The following is a 15638-nucleotide window of genomic DNA, read 5'->3' as shown; positions in this document are numbered from 1 at the left end:
GTCAAGAAGAAGAAACCTACAACATCGTTGCAGCCCACGGCTACTTCGGTCGGTTAATCTTCCAATATGCTTCCTTCAACAACAGCCGTTCTCTGCACTTCTTCTTAGCAGCATGGCCTGTAATCGGAATCTGGTTCACCGCCTTGGGTGTCAGCACAATGGCGTTTAACTTGAACGGTTTCAACTTCAACCAATCAATCATTGACTCTGAAGGTCGGGTGATTGCAACTTGGGCGGATGTCATCAACCGGGCTAACCTGGGTATGGAAGTAATGCACGAGCGTAACGCTCACAACTTCCCTCTAGATTTGGCTGCTGGGGATCTTGCTCCTGTTGCTCTTTCCGCTCCTGCTATTAACGGTTAATTCTGAAGTTTTAACTGTATTAGCTAAATAAAAAAGCGCCCTCCCAAACTGGGAGAGCGCTTTTAATTTAAGTTAGCAACAGGTGAGGTATTTAGTGATATAGAGTTTGATAAAAACCAATACGCTTGGGTTATACCAATTCTGTATGAAGATGCGCTAAACCATGAGTACAAGAAAGAAAAACGAACCGCATACCCCTGCGGGGAACCAAAAGCCTTCAACCTAACCTATCTACTATTCTCGTTAATCCAAAACACTAGAAAATAGCGAAAAATTATACAAAAAGCAAAGACAAACTTTTGCAATAACTCTAGGTAGAATACATAAACCTCACCTTTTTATTCAAAATTATGGGCAATATTTTTGGTCATTTATTTCGCATTAGTACTTTTGGCGAGTCTCACGGCGGCGGTGTGGGGGTTGTAATTGATGGTTGTCCTCCACAACTAGAAATTTCGGCAGAAGAAATTCAAGTAGAACTAGATAGAAGGCGCCCAGGACAAAGTAAAATTACAACTCCTCGCAAAGAAGCTGATACCTGTGAGATTTTATCAGGGGTATTTGAAGGCAAAACGCTGGGAACGCCCATAACAATTTTGGTACGTAATCAAGATACCCGTCCTCAAGATTACGACGAGATGGCACAGAAGTATCGACCTTCTCACGCCGATGCAACTTATGATGCAAAATATGGTATTCGCAATTGGCAAGGTGGGGGTAGGTCGTCAGCACGTGAGACAATCGGAAGAGTCGCAGCTGGTGCGATCGCTAAAAAAATTCTTCGTCAAATCGCCAATGTCGAAATTATTGCTTACGTTAAGCGCATCAAAGACTTGGAAGGTGTAGTCGATCCCAATACTGTCACCTTAGAACAAGTAGAAAGCAATATCGTTCGCTGTCCTGATGCTGAATGTGGCGATCGCATGATTGAATTAATTGAGCAAATAGGTAGACAAGGCGATTCTATCGGCGGTGTCGTAGAATGCGTGGCGCGAAATGTGCCGAAAGGTTTAGGCGAACCAGTATTTGATAAATTGGAAGCTGATATCGCTAAAGGTGTCATGTCTCTCCCTGCTAGCAAAGGCTTTGAAATTGGTTCCGGTTTTGCGGGAACGCTATTAACGGGAATTGAGCATAACGACGAATTTTATATCGATCCAAATGGTGAAATCCGCACACTAACAAACCGTTCTGGTGGTATTCAAGGCGGAATTTCCAATGGAGAAAATATCATTTTGCGAGTTGCATTTAAGCCGACAGCAACAATTAGAAAAGAGCAGAAGACTGTAACTCGTGAGGGTGAAGAAACTCTATTAGCAGCAAAAGGACGACACGATCCTTGTGTATTACCGCGTGCAGTTCCAATGGTTGAGGCAATGGTAGCGTTGATATTATGTGACCATTTGTTACGGCATCATGGGCAGTGTAAGGTCTTGTAGATATGACATCAATATATTATTATCCCTCTTCTGTCACTTTCCGAAATAAGCAAGTAGTTCAGGAGCTAAATTATCCAGAAACATAACAGGGTTTAAATTGATTCATTTCGGCAATTAAATGATTGAATCCCAGTAACAAATGTGAATTAGGGAAAATACTTAACCAGGGATAAATTAACCAAAATAGGAATAGTGGTTGGATAATGAGACGCAGATTGTTTAAAGTATTCTTCCATCCAGATTCATGGTTCCATTGCGGATGATTAGAAAAATCCACATCACTATTTTTTTGTACCTCAGTCTCAAGTTGACGAGATTGATTTAAGCTTAATAAGACTGGAGAATTTAAACTAATCATCGTGTAAACACAAAAAATAATCTCCCACCACCTCTGAATATGTTGGAAATTAGTAAAACGGTAATCTGTCCAGCCTAGTTCCTGTTTACACTGTCGAAACCCATATTCTACCCAGGTTCTTAATCCATATAAGTCACCTAAGATTTTCTTGAGATTACCTTGCAGATTTGTCTGTACTGCTCGCGGTAATGTTAAAACTTGAGGAATGAGTGTATTCTATAAACTGCATATCTGATGCTAATTTCATCAGAGTATTGTGGATTAATTGGGATTTCTTTGAAGGATTTTAATACAATTACAACCCGATAAAGCTTAGAGTATTTATATTGCTTTTCTTGGATATCAAAACGCAAAATATTTTCTAGTGGATATTCAATAACTTGATTGCCACGCAAACTTTTACGTTCGATAAATACCCGATTGATACTCTTATAGAAAGTGCAGATAGTTACAGGTGAGGTTCCAAAATAAGCTGCGATCGCCATAATAATTAATATAGATAAATTTAAGAAAAATAAATAATTTCGCTGATTTTGCTGTACGAATAGAGAAGTTTGACCAGAACTGATAAAATTATTAGTTTTCAAGGTAAGTTCCCAATCCTCTTCATAGCTAACATGGGATAAAAGAGGAAAGTCTTGAAATGGAGTCACAATTATAACTTGATAAGTTCTCCCCCCTTTGCTAGTAGTCTTTGTCAGAATGTATGCTTCTCTGGGGTCAAAGATTTTGAGTTTCTTCATGCTTCCCAGCAAATTAAACCGCCTCAATTCACAGTTAACTTGAGTTGGCGAGACGCGATCGCAATTGAGACTAACTGAAGCAGACTCAAAAAATAAGCAGTAAATCAAAAAGCCTAAACAGATAGTAAAAATGCAACACCCGATAAACCAATATCTGAGTGGTCTATGCTTTAGCTGCAATCTAGTACGGGTTTCCTCTACAATTTTCATCAGTGCCTGTATATAGAATACTTAAGCCTTGAGTAGAGTATGCCCTTAGTAATCCATTCACCGATCGCTAAGTCTAAGTACTAGGGAGGATTTATTATCAATTGCTAAATAAGCTTTGGCTAGCTGGTAGATAATTAGGGCAGAAAGCTATAGCTAGAAGCATGGAAACCAAACAACTAGGAAAAACTGGTGTCTTTGTGAGTGCGATTGGCTTGGGTGGTATGCCCATGTCAATCTCTAATCGCCCTCCCGAATCGCAATCAATCGAAGTTATTCATCATGCTCTGGATTTGGGTATCACATTTATTGACACTGCCGACTCTTACTGCAAAGATGAGTCAGAAAAACACCACAATGAGCGACTAATTCACAAGGCGCTTGCTAGTTACAAAGGCGATATTAGCCAAGTAATTGTGGCAACTAAAGGCGGTTTAATGCGCCCCGATGGAAACTGGACACAAAACGGCAACCCAGAACATTTACGCGAAACAATTCGATTTAGTTTTGAGGCGTTGGGTGGTGATAAACCCATCGATGTTTGGCAATACCATTCTCCCGATCCTAATTACACCATTGAAGAATCTCTTGCGCCTGTGAAAGAAGCAGTAGAGGCAGGTTTGATTCGGTTTGTGGGAGTTTCTAACTTTTCCGTTGAACAAATTAAGCGGGCGCGGGATGTAGTAGATATTGTCTCAGTGCAGAATCAATACAGCCCTTGGCAACGACAACCAGAAAATGATGGAGTGTTGAAGTATTGCGAACAGCAAGGATTGACATTTTTGCCTTGGAGTCCCTTTGGTGGTAGATATCGCCATCAGGATTTGCAAAATATCCCTGCGATCGCTAACTTAGCTAAAGAAAAAGGTGTGTCACTATATAATATCGTTCTAGCTTGGTTGCGTTCTAAGTCGCCCGCTATTTTGCCAATTCCTGGAGCTAGTAAGGTTTCTAGCATCGAAGACTCACCACAAGCTATCAATGTGAAACTATCTGATGAAGAAGTGCAAAAAATTGATCGGGCAACTTAATCATCCCCCTAACTATTGACAAGGCTGTACTAAAACTCTGCGGCCCTATTGGTACACTCCAATAAACACATAGAGAAAAGACACGATCTTAGAAACACACCGCTTGCTAATGCGTGACTTTGTAGAGGCGGATTGGCAAGCGGTTTTTGTCTATCAATCCGATCCTTTGTACTTGCGTTACAGTTATTGGACGCATCGCACACAGAAGGATGTTTGCGAATTTATCCAGATGTTTATTGATGAGCAAAAAGAGCAATCAAGAGTGGAAAGTGAAGTAATTCTGCTTCTATGAGCTATTTATCTCAAACCTAATCTATATCTCCAGAGGCAACCGCATGTAATCTCTCAGTATCAAGTATAATAATCGTCCCACCCCGATGATAGCTAATTACTGACTTGAGACTTTTAATCAACCGCACACATTCTTCGTAAGTAATGCCGCTACTCCGAGCCATGCGATAATAAGACAACTTGACTTTTAAACACTTGCCTTGTGGACTTAATTCAGTTCCCGATTCAGCAGCAAAATATTGAATTAATCTGGCAAGGCGAACAATCGCTCTTTCAGAAACTAATCCGTGGACTGTTTCATGCAATTGCTGAATTCGACTGTTAAAAACCATCAGCATTCGTAATGCAATTTCAGGATTTTGCCCAATCGCTTTTAATAAAGCATCTCGTTCTACAGTGAGAATTTCACAATCAAATTCAGCAGTTACAGTTGCCGGGGAAATTCCATTTCCTAATAAAGCAGGAGCCGCAAAAATTTCCCCAGCAGCTAAGGTGCGGAGAATTGTTTCTTTCCCCTTCATTGCTGTTTTGGTAACTTTAATTGCTCCACTGACAACAGCATAGAGTTTTGCTGGTAAAGCATCACCTTCATGGAGAATAATCTCTCCTTTGCGATGGCGTTGCACCTGAGTGTAAGGTTGCAAACTTACTTTGTCTGCTGTTTCTAAACCTGCAAACACAATAATTTGCGAAAGTTGTTCCAGGGATGCCTGCATGATTAGCCTGATATTGCAAAGGCTGGACGATGATGAATCCAAGGGTTAGCCGCTTCTAATTGTGCTGCTAGGCTGATGAGTGTAGCTTCAGCCGCAGGTTTACCAATTAGCTGCACGCTCATGGGTAAACCCTTACTATCAAAGCCTACAGGAATTGCGATCGCAGGTTGTCCAGTTGCATTCGCAGGCGGACAAGGGGCAACCCACTCAATAATATTTTGGAATGTCTCTTCTGGACTCAGGGAAGCCCATTCCCCCACGCGGATAGGTGAATGCAGATAAACTGGCAATACCAGCACATCGACAGTATCAAAAAACGCCACAATCTGCCGTGCTATTATCTGCATTTGGGAAACTGCTTTCAGATAGTCAGCGACAGAACCTGTGCGTGCAAATAGCCAGCGATTCATTGGTTGCAAGGCTTCAACAGGAAGTCCCGCCGCAGCTACCCCGGCTTGCCAAACGATTTGAAATGGTTCGACTAAACCGCTAAAATCTGGAGATTTCTGTTCAACTTGATGGCCGAGTTGTTCTAATAACTGGACTGTTTGACGGACACCTTGCTGACAGTTGGCATCAGCTTCTCCCAAAGGAGAAATGCTAGTGTCAAAGGCAATTCGCAAAGCACCAAGTTTTGTCTGAGTCGCGGCGAGAAATGATGGTTCGGGATCTGGCAACCAGTAAGGATCGCCTGTGACATAGCCACTTATGGCATCCAAAAGGGCAGCAGCATCAGCCACAGTCCGGGCGATGGGGCCATTGACGGCAATTCCAGCGAGGCGTTCGCCTACGGGTGCTTTACTCACTCTGCCTCTGGATGGTTTGATTCCTACCAAACCACAACAAGCCGCAGGGCCACGAATCGAACCGCCGCCATCAGAACCTTGAGCGATCGCACATAATCCTGCTGCTACCGCCGCCGCCGCGCCACCACTGGAACCACCAGGGGTATATTCTAAATTCCACGGATTTCTCGCTGGCGGAAAACCCGTAGGTTCACTGTATGGAAATGAACCTAATTCAGAAGTGGCTGTTTTCCCAAGAATAGTAAACCCAGCTTGCTTAATCCGCGTCACAACTCCATCATCATAGTTAGGGATATTATTCAGTAATGCTGGATTTCCATAGGTACAGGTAACATCAGCTACAGCATTCAAATCTTTAATGGAAATTGGCACACCAAAAAATGGCGGTAATTCTGAGGTAGTTGTCAATAATTCTGTTTTGGCTTTGGCATCTGCGATCGCTAATTCTGCCGTCACCGTAAAATAACTTCCTAATTGGGGATTTAACTGTCCAATCCGTTCTAAATATATTTCCACCAACTCTAGGGGTGACACTTCTCGGCGACGAATTAATTGCGCCAACTCTAGTGCAGGGGTAAATGCTAAATCAACTTCATTCATAAGTTAGTGAATGGGTAATTTTGTCTTTCTCTGGGATTTTTAAACTGAAATTGTTACTTTAGCAGGATTTACGGGAATTATACATTTTATAGCTCCTAAGAGGTTGTTTGAAAAGCGATCGGCTGTGATATTAGGCACTTATTGATCCCCCCTAGCCCACGCCAGTCGCTCATGGGGGAAACCCCCTTGGCGCTAGCCTCTCCCTTTGGGAGAAGACCGCGCTGGCTCCCCTTAAAAAGGGGGGAAACGGAATCAAAGTCCCCCAATTGATCGGGGGATTTAGGGGGATCTAAAAGTATTTGATATATCACCAAGGACTTTTCAAGCATCCTCTAAGATTTGTCACTCAACTAGGATGCTCAGATGCAACAGATGTGGTTATGTTCTGACTCAAGCCATTTTAATTGTTTCGTATAAACTTTCGACAAATCCCTAAGAGGTATTTATGGCTAACCTAGAAATACTTGTTAGTGAATTGCCAACACTAATTCAGAGTTTAAAACTGACTATTGGCGATTCTAATGAAATCATGGAACAAATTATCTCGATCAATAATGCTCAGGAACAACTACGCAATATTAAGAAAATAATTATTCAAGAATTAAAATTTGATAATATCAAAAATTCTGCGATCGCTACACTTCCTCGTATAGGTACTGTAGCTAGTGTTGGATTAGTAGAGCCAGCGATCGCAGAAAAATTTGGACATTCAAAAACTAAAATATCATTAACTGATTTACAATCCAAAATCGATGGCTGGATTGAATGGGGTTATTTTTTGCAGGCAATAGCTGGTGATATTCTCAGTGACGATCGTTTGGTCAATCAACTAAATTTTGATATTAATCATCTCAGCTTATCCGCCCAATTTCAGTTAATTGCTGAGAGTTTAAAAATTAACTTAGTCTTTGAAAATTATCCTATTTTAGGACATCAAATTAAAAAAATTAGTAATTATCAAAAAGAATTAGTAGAATTACAACAAAAGTTAAATTATATTTTTGACACTATTAAAAATAGTCGTAGTTTATTAAATATTTTATTAGGGGTGTCTGCTTTCTTTGGCAAATCTGGTTTTGCCTTAGAGTGGTTAGACGATGACCACGAATTAATTATATCAAGTGATGGTAAATTTCAAGAATTGACGGATATTCTTAATGATTGTGATTATTTTCAAGATAAAATTGCTGCTTTAATTCTTCATAGTGAAACTTTAAAAAAACAAGCAGAACAAGCCCTAAAAAAGATTGAAGAAGAAAGTAGTAATAAACCAATTACTAGCCAGCATGTAGAGAAATCACCAAAACTTTCGACACCAAAAATAGTCCGTTCAGCTTTGATTATAGCTTCAAGTTTAGTAATTTTAGGTTTTGGTGGTTGGAAACTTAAGGAGCAAAGCCACCAATGGCAACAGACTAATCTAAGTTTAACTCAAGAAGGGAGTGCCTTAGCTAAGTTTAAATCTGCTCAAAAACTTGGCATGGAAGCTGCTTCTTTAGTTCAAAAACCACCACATCCTCTAAAAGTCTGGCAACAAGCCGAAACTAAATGGCATCAGGCAATAATCTTGTTAGATAGTATTCCTGATAAAACATCAGTTTCTCATAGAGCAAAGAACAAATTAGCTTACTATCGAATTAACTATAAATCTATCACTCAAAGAGTCATAATTGAAAAGAAAGCTTTAAACAACTTTGAATCAGCCCAAAAACTAGCGATAGAAGCTAATTTATTTGTCAAAAAATCACCTCATTCGCCATTAATTCGGCAGCAGGCACAAGATAAATGGAAACAAGCAATCAATTTATTAGAAGCAATTCCAAATAGTACGTCTGTCTCTATACAAGCTAAGGAAACACTTAATATTTATAAAACTAATTATGCGTCTATCAGCCAAATATAGCAGTTAGAACCTATTTATAAAGTAAATAAAAAGTTAGGGTGTGTTACGGCTGTGTAAGAATTTGAAGGTTTGAGAAAGTCTAATTTAGCCATAACGCACCATATTTACCGGTGCGTTACGCGCTGCTTTAACGCACCCTACAATTTCAGGTTTACTTTATAAATGGTTCTTATCGCTCCGATGAGTATCAAGTTTTAATTAATTGAGAAGTAAGTTCGTAGTAAGGATTTTAGTCCTTGTTTTCTAAGGACTGTTCGCGCAGCGTTCCCGCAGGGTAGTACTTACTACTAACATTAACAATTACACCTTAGAACGGTCAGTCAAAATCTCATAACCAGTATCTGTCACCAAAACTGTATGCTCAAACTGAGCCGACAAAGAATTATCCACGGTAACTGCTGTCCAACGGTCAGATAATGTCCGAGTGTGTCTAGAACCCGCATTTAAAATTGGCTCAATTGCCAGCGTCATCCCCGCACGAAGTTTAACATTTGGCATTTCGCGGGTACGGTAGTTGAATACTGAAGGTTCTTCGTGCAGGTTACGACCGACACCGTGTCCAGTGAATTCTTCGACTATACTAAAGCCGTTAGCTTTCACATGGTCTTCAATTGCTCCAGCTAAGTCAAGCAGGTATACACCAGCTTTTACTTGTTCAATGCCCTTAAATAAAGCTTCTTCTGCGACGCGAATTAATTTAGCAGCTTCTTCTGTCACTTCACCGACAGCAATTGAAATGCAAGAATCACCATGAAAGCCTTGGTAATAAGCGCCGGTATCTACTTTTAATACATCTCCCACGCGAATCACTTTCTTCGGGCTAGGAATGCCATGTACTGCTTCATTATTAATGCTGGAGCAGATAGAACCGGGAAAACCGTGATATCCTTTAAAACTCGGTGTTGCACCCATTTCGCGGATGCGTTTTTCGGCGTGAGCATCCAAGTCAGCCGTTGTCATTCCTGGCTTTACTAGCTCGGAAATTTCTTTGAGGACAGTTGCCACAATTGCCGATGATTGTCGCATGATTTCAATTTCACGCGATGATTTAATTTCAATTCCTCGTCCCTTTTTTTTTGATGTTGCAGGCTGAGTTGTTTGAGAAAGTAAGTTACTGAAAATGTTCATAGGAAATTAATAATTACTGGTGGCTTTGCCGATGAAGTATGAATGCTTTCTCTAGATTACTTGAGAAATAATATCTATAATTTAAGTTATTTTAATCCCTGATAGGGATTCTTGCAGTTTAACTGCGTAATGTATATATAATAACACATTAGCCTCCTCCTGATATTTTAGACTTCAATCAAAATTGCTCTAACTTCTTTTTCGCTGCCCATTATAAGATTTCGCTCAATTATCTTTAAATTGAAATATTAGACGGTTATTCAATACTAAGTCTAAGAATTTTTAATTTTTTATGGCAATTTCTCCAGTCATACCTGCTTCGGTATGTCCAGGTATTGAACAACGTAAGCCATAAGTTCCAGATTTCAGAGGCACAAATACCCATTCTGCATCAGCACCCGGCTTGAGTTCCAGTTCGTGAATGGCTCCTTTGATTTCTACTTTGCCTGCTTGAACTTTTTGTGTCCAGATGCCATCGGCAAAATCTTTAGCAGTAAAATAGTGCTTCAGTTGGCTGGGATTGGTAAGCCGGAGTTGATAGCGTTTACCAGCCTCGAATTCTAGATGATTTGGCTCAAACTTGAGTTCGTTAGCCAAATTACCTAAGCTAATTGTAATTTCTGTGGCTGGTTGCTTGAGTAAATCGCCAGATAAATTCGCTGCTATTGCTGGAGTAGCAGCGATAAAATTTAAGCTTAGAAGCAACGTTAATATCACGTACTTTCGACGTAATATTTGCAGCCAAGCAGTGTTTGGGAAAGTAAGAGATGTAATTACAATTTGGTATAAATGGTTGTAAATTTTCATCGGTAGTCCTCAAAAGGCAATGCTGATGAGCAAGAACAATTAATAGATAACGGTAAAAACCGCTTTACCTATTCTTTATTATCCATGCCCAGCGCCCATCTCTACCTAATACTTTTTTCTGCTAACACAGATGGCCCAGCAGTCACGACTACGATTTTATCTGGGTGGAGTAATTCACGAGCCGCTTGATTAACTTGCTCAAAGGTGACTTTCTGGAGTTTGTCAGTAAAGGAATGTAATTCTACTTTATCTAGTCCATACACCTCATTCATCAGAATTCTATCTGTTAATTCTTCTGGGTTTGCCAGGGAAACGTTGTAGTTGCTAATGAGGGTGCGTTTAGCTGTTTCTACTTCCAGTGCAGTTACGCCTTGTTCATGGATTTGCTGTAGTATTTGACGAGTACTAGCGATCGCTTTACTGCTATCTTCTGGACTAGTTTGCATTTCTATCAAAAATGTGCCTGCATTCTTCCCAGTATGGAAGTAGCTATAAATTCCATAGCTCAAACCTTGGCGATCGCGCACTTCTGCACCCAGTCTACTAGATAAGGTATCGCCTCCCAAAATCTGGTTCAATACTAGGGCTGCATGAAACCGAGGATCGTAACGGTTAATACCTGTGTAACCCATATATGTCACAGCTTGGGCTTTACCTGGTAAGACTGGGTTGACACTGACTATTTTCTGTGGCATTGATACCGGGGGATATTTTAATGTGGGTGCTTGACCGCTAACTTGCCAGTTACCAAACTCATTTTGAATGAGCGATCGCACTTTGTCTAGATCAAAATCTCCCACCAGCGCCAACACTGTCGTATCTGGACGATAATGTTTAGCTTTGAAATCAATCACATCCTGGCGCTGAATCTGCTGTAAACTCTCCTCTGTGGGAAAAGTATGTAAGGGATGTTTTTTCGGGTAAATTGACTGAACAAATATTCTTCTGGCTACTTCTGATGGCTCATCTAATTCCAGTTGCAAATCTGTTAAAGTTTGTTGACGATGCAATTCTAATTCTTGTGCGGGAAAGGTACTATTTTTAACAACATCTGCCAATATCTCCAGAATTACCGGTAAATCCCCCGCTAAACTATCACCCTCGATATGTACTCCTTCACGATGGACTTCAAAGTTTAGACTCGCGCCTCGTTCTGCCAAAATTTTGGCAATAGTTAAGACATCTTTACTTTTAGTACCATTTAGCAAGTTATCTGCCACAAAAGCAGCTAATCCTGCTCGTTCTTCTGGATCGAATTCTGTACCGGCTTGAATATAGCCACTTAAAGTAACGGTAGGCGTACTACGATCGGGTAACAGTAATATCCGCAGTCCGTTGGTAAGTTTAAATTCCTGTGGTAATACTTGAGCAATTGCATCTGTAGCCAAATCCACAGGCGGTAAGTATTTCGATACCTCAGAAGGAAGCACAGGCACGCCAGGAGAGAAATTTTCGGTAGTTTGGGCTGAGTCTGGTTTGTCACCAACCCCTGTTATCTGCTTTTGAGTTGGTTCAAAAAAGCCTACTGTCCGGGATTCTTTTGTGAGGTATTTGTTTATCACAGCTACAACATCCGTCGGCTTTACCAGACTAACAGCAGTCAAATAGCGTTCTGTGTAGCGATAATCACCAACGGTTGTCTCATCATTACCCAATCGCATTGCTTGAGAGGTGATATCACGGTTACTCAGAATTACATCTGCTGTTAATTGGGTTTTGGCTCGTTCTACTTCTTCAGTTGTCACACCTTTTTCTGCTACATTAGCGATCGCGCTACTCAACACTGAATCAATTTTTTTCAAATCTTGTTTAGAACCAGCCGTCACCAAAACCTCATACCAGCCAGATTCTCGCAAACTGGTAACGGATGCTGTAACTTCACTAGCTAAACCTGATTCCACCAATGCCTGATAAAGTCTAGAATTTCGTCCCTCTGTAAAGATGTAATCCATCACATCCAGCGTTGGTACATCTGGTTGATTCGCATCTGGTAGCGGATACACAACTTGTAACAGTCGCCCTGCTCCCGGTTCTCGCAACACTATGGGAGATGAGGGAGATGAGGGAGAAATAACTCCTGCCGCCGCTCGCGGACTCGCTACCGCTGCGCTATCCTGCCTCTTTGGTAGTTTGCCAAATACTTCTTTAATTGTTTCAAGGGTATTTCCGGTTTGAAAATCTCCAACAATCACTAAGACGGCATTATCAGGACTGTAAAAATTGCGGTAATATTTCTGTACTTGCTCAACTTCAAATTTCTCGACATCAGCTTTGGTTCCACCTACAGGCAACCCATAAGCATGATTAGGAAACACCGCCTGCATGACGGCACGGTTGAGGCGATATTCTGGACTATTTTCGTAACCTTGCAACTCAGAAATTACTACTCGCTTTTCACTCGCTAGTTGTTCTGGCTCAATCTGAGAATTTTGCATTCTGTCTGCTTCTAGCACTAAGAGCGCTTTTAGCTTGTTACGTTCCACAGTACCGTAATATGCAGTTTGGTCATAGCTGGTGAAAGCATTGGAATCACTACCTAAAGCACTAAACAAACGGCCAAATTGAATGGGGCGATTTTGAGTACCTTTAAACATCAGATGTTCCAACTGATGAGCAATGCCATTCACGCCCGGTTCTTCATTGCGTGAGCCAACCTTGTACCACACTTGCACCGTCACCACTGGCGCAGTATGCACTTCCTTTGTTAGGACAGTTAGACCATTTTCCAGCACTGTCTTACGGACGTTTTCTGTCAGTGTTGAGGGCATTATTCTTTTTACTAGGAAGGTTGATTGGTATTTTTCTTTGTTAGATATGGCTGGATGTTGGCTATTAGCCGATTGCTCGCTCAATAAAAAAACTGCTACTAGCCATAAGCTTAAAATTAATAACGGCAAGGGATATTTATAAAACCTGGAAAATCCATACATTTATTTAGCAGGCATTGCTGTAAATTAAGTTACATAGTTATTTTTGTGAACGATCGAGTTTAATCTGGCAAAAAAATCTGTTACTGAAGTAACAATACAGAAAAACAATATATTAGCAATAAAGGTAATAAAAAAGCTAAATTACGGGAGTTTTGCTAAAACCCGAATGAATTCCAAAGGTAAGCCATCGGTATCGGCGATAAAAGCTACTTCGTAAATGCGATCGCCTATTTGCTGTTGTGTCGGTTCTAAAAGTACCTTCAACGGTTGTAATTCTTCGGTTTGACTCTCAGCAGCAAGCAATACACGTTTTTGTAGATTTGTCAACCAACTAGGCAAATCTGGTGTAATCTCAGTTAAATCGAACGAGAGATGATAGTATCCCACATAATGCTCGTCAGCAAAGGCATCTGGGGCTGGTTTTGGTTCGGGAATTTGGATCAGTTCAATTCTGCCGCCCAACCCTTCCATCCAGCAAGCTAGCGTGTAGCCTGTAGTAAAGCGTTCCGAAATTGTAAACCCTAAATGTTCGTAGAAAGCGATCGCTCGGTGAATATTCGCAGTCCGAATAGAAGCATGGTGCATAATTTGTCCTTTATCCTTTGTCAGTTGTCCTTTTTTGTAAAAGTTGCGATCGGAGGTTTTCTCCGATCGCAACTTTGCACTTTGTACTTTGTTATTCACCAATGACAAATGACAAATGACCAATGACCATTACTCAAACAACCTGAAATAGGGGTAGCGTACAGGGACACCAGGCTCTTTTTCCAAGTCAAAGTTAATCACTTCCCAGCATGGATCTTCTGAGGTATCGGGGCTAAACTCCACGGGTAAGCCGTATAGTCGAGCAGCAGTAGCTTCCGGTTGTCCAGAACGCCAAGGTGTGCTGCGTTCTAAATAGCCACTCATCAATTCCTGATAGCGTCGAGCAATAATCACTTTTGTTGCTCGAAAGCCTTGGGTATACAGCTTATCTAATGCTTCGTGAATTTCAAAGCGGATACCATCAGGATGAGTATGTTGTCTATACCATTCATTATTCCACCTCCGCCAATGACGGCCCGATTGCAAATGAACTAACTCACCATTTTTAGGATTAGCTTCAAAAGCGCCATGACGCGGACACAAATAGGTATCTGTTAATGTCAGCGCCTGAATAGTCTGGCGACAATGGGGGCACTGTATTTCCGGCCCAAACATCGGGTACTGAAAGCCTGGATTCATCATGAAGTGCGTACAAACATAATTTCGTCTTCACCAGCACTAGTGGATTGGATTATACACTTCGGCTCCACCACTTTGGGTTAATTGCTTACTGCTGCACAGACACGCAGTTGCAGCATAAACATTGTTCACGAGTGTTTTCCTCACCGTAGAGGCTTGACGCTGTGATATTCTGGTTGTGCAACCAGCCTCAAAGGTTGGAGTTTATCCAGTGTTCCTGAGTACCATATTTATATTCTATCGTGTCTACCGCTTCTTACTGGACATCTCCTGATTTTTCTCAAGCTGCCTTCATCGCAGCCAATGCTGTTGTTATAGGTTCGGTAAATATAGCAGCAGGGGTGAGCATTTGGTATGGAGCAGTAGTTAGGGCAGATGTAGAACGGATTGAAATTGGCGAATGCACAAATATTCAGGATGGTGCAATTCTACATGGCAATCCTGGTTTTCCGACAATTTTAGAAGATCATGTTACCGTAGGGCATCGCGCTGCGATCCATTCCGCTTACATTGAGCGTGGAAGTTTGATTGGTATTGGCGCAGTGATTTTAGACGGGGTACGAGTGGGTGCTGGTAGCATTATCGGTGCTGGCGCAGTTGTAACCAAAAATATACCTCCTTTGTCACTGGTTGTAGGTATTCCTGGCAAAGTGTCACGACAAGTAACAGACGTTGAAGCCGCAGAATTGATTGAACACGCTAAACGTTACCAAAAATTAGCTTTAGTTCATGCTGGTAAAGGTACTGATATCGGGTTTTGCAAGTCGTAGAGAGTCCTGAGTGCGGGACGATGAGGGAGAAATAACCAATGCCCAATGCCCCATCCCCAATCCCGCATCCCTCATAATTTAAACATTCTTTACATATATGTTGGGAAAAATTGCCCACTTCAGCTAAAAATAAAAATGAGAGCAGTTGACAAAACTTTAATTTCTACTTAAGAGAGAGGTTCTAGATATGGATTCTATCGATTTCCGTATAGCGATCGTTTTAGCACCAGTTGCCATTGCTGCTAGCTGGGCAGTGTTTAATATTGGTGCTGCGGCTTTAAGACAAATTCAAGGCTTTTTGGATCGGGAAGCCTAAATTC

General features: G+C 41.1%; 14 protein-coding genes and 2 pseudogenes. 7 read left to right on the top strand and 9 right to left on the bottom strand.

The features are described from left to right. Both CDG79_RS34135 and aroC read left to right on the top strand, forming a co-directional pair. A pseudogene (locus tag CDG79_RS34135) lies at positions 1–365 on the top strand (photosystem II q(b) protein); the annotation flags it as partial. 350 nt (positions 366–715) lie between these two features. Then, complete coding sequence (aroC, locus tag CDG79_RS34130) at positions 716–1804, top strand: chorismate synthase (RefSeq protein WP_094346067.1); 1089 nt, start codon at positions 716–718, stop codon at positions 1802–1804. Positions 1805–1874: 70 nt separating this feature from the next. Here the strand turns inward: aroC and CDG79_RS34125 are convergent. Together CDG79_RS34125 and CDG79_RS34120 are read right to left on the bottom strand one after the other, a co-directional pair. After that, a pseudogene (locus tag CDG79_RS34125) lies at positions 1875–2339 on the bottom strand (IS701 family transposase); the annotation flags it as partial. A 14-nt stretch (positions 2340–2353) separates the two neighbouring features. Further along, complete coding sequence (locus CDG79_RS34120) at positions 2354–3115, bottom strand: hypothetical protein (protein WP_094346066.1); 762 nt, start codon at positions 3113–3115, stop codon at positions 2354–2356. Positions 3116–3276: 161 nt separating this feature from the next. Here CDG79_RS34120 and CDG79_RS34115 point away from each other — a divergent pair, with 161 nt between their 5' ends. Both CDG79_RS34115 and CDG79_RS34110 read left to right on the top strand, forming a co-directional pair. Continuing rightward, entirely contained in the window at positions 3277–4143 is an 867-nt protein-coding gene (locus CDG79_RS34115) for an aldo/keto reductase (protein WP_094346065.1), read from the top strand. A gap of 109 nt (positions 4144–4252) precedes the next feature. Beyond that, the gene (locus CDG79_RS34110) at positions 4253–4435 is read left to right on the top strand and encodes a hypothetical protein (RefSeq protein WP_094346064.1); all 183 of its coding nucleotides are present in this window, start codon (positions 4253–4255) and stop codon (positions 4433–4435) included. Positions 4436–4451: 16 nt separating this feature from the next. On the opposite strand, the gene CDG79_RS34105 is transcribed toward CDG79_RS34110, so the two are convergent. After that, positions 4452–5150, bottom strand: a complete 699-nt coding sequence (locus tag CDG79_RS34105; RefSeq protein WP_094346063.1) for a Crp/Fnr family transcriptional regulator — start codon at positions 5148–5150, stop codon at positions 4452–4454. Between the two features lie 2 nt (positions 5151–5152). Further along, positions 5153–6556, bottom strand: a complete 1404-nt coding sequence (locus tag CDG79_RS34100; protein ID WP_094346062.1) for an amidase — start codon at positions 6554–6556, stop codon at positions 5153–5155. 445 nt (positions 6557–7001) lie between these two features. Between CDG79_RS34100 and CDG79_RS34090 the strand changes: the two genes are divergently transcribed. After that, positions 7002–8459, top strand: a complete 1458-nt coding sequence (locus tag CDG79_RS34090; protein ID WP_094346060.1) for a hypothetical protein — start codon at positions 7002–7004, stop codon at positions 8457–8459. 300 nt (positions 8460–8759) lie between these two features. On the opposite strand, the gene map is transcribed toward CDG79_RS34090, so the two are convergent. From map to CDG79_RS34065, 5 genes are all read right to left on the bottom strand, one after another. Continuing rightward, complete coding sequence (gene map, locus CDG79_RS34085; protein WP_094333161.1) at positions 8760–9587, bottom strand: type I methionyl aminopeptidase; 828 nt, start codon at positions 9585–9587, stop codon at positions 8760–8762. A 282-nt stretch (positions 9588–9869) separates the two neighbouring features. After that, positions 9870–10394 carry a plastocyanin/azurin family copper-binding protein gene (locus tag CDG79_RS34080; RefSeq protein WP_223278509.1) on the bottom strand — a complete coding sequence of 175 codons (525 nt, stop codon included), beginning with the start codon at positions 10392–10394 and terminating at the stop codon, positions 9870–9872. 101 nt (positions 10395–10495) lie between these two features. Beyond that, positions 10496–13324, bottom strand: coding sequence for a M16 family metallopeptidase (locus CDG79_RS34075; protein WP_094346059.1), 2829 nt, complete (start codon positions 13322–13324; stop codon positions 10496–10498). A 141-nt stretch (positions 13325–13465) separates the two neighbouring features. After that, positions 13466–13909 carry a VOC family protein gene (locus CDG79_RS34070; RefSeq protein WP_094346068.1) on the bottom strand — a complete coding sequence of 148 codons (444 nt, stop codon included), beginning with the start codon at positions 13907–13909 and terminating at the stop codon, positions 13466–13468. A 129-nt stretch (positions 13910–14038) separates the two neighbouring features. Further along, positions 14039–14551, bottom strand: coding sequence for a TIGR02652 family protein (locus CDG79_RS34065; protein ID WP_094346058.1), 513 nt, complete (start codon positions 14549–14551; stop codon positions 14039–14041). Between the two features lie 239 nt (positions 14552–14790). On the opposite strand from CDG79_RS34065, the gene CDG79_RS34055 reads away from it, so the two are divergent. Both CDG79_RS34055 and CDG79_RS34050 read left to right on the top strand, forming a co-directional pair. Next, positions 14791–15318, top strand: coding sequence for a gamma carbonic anhydrase family protein (locus CDG79_RS34055; protein WP_094346057.1), 528 nt, complete (start codon positions 14791–14793; stop codon positions 15316–15318). 187 nt (positions 15319–15505) lie between these two features. Then, positions 15506–15634, top strand: a complete 129-nt coding sequence (locus CDG79_RS34050; protein ID WP_094333564.1) for a photosystem II protein Y — start codon at positions 15506–15508, stop codon at positions 15632–15634. The last annotated feature ends 4 nt before the right edge of the window (positions 15635–15638 follow it).

It is taken from the genome of Nostoc sp. 'Peltigera membranacea cyanobiont' 232 (assembly GCF_002245985.1).
GTDB lineage: Bacteria > Cyanobacteriota > Cyanobacteriia > Cyanobacteriales > Nostocaceae > Nostoc.
The sequence above is the reverse complement of the archived record's forward strand: the minus strand, read 5'-3'. Positions and strand labels throughout refer to the sequence as shown.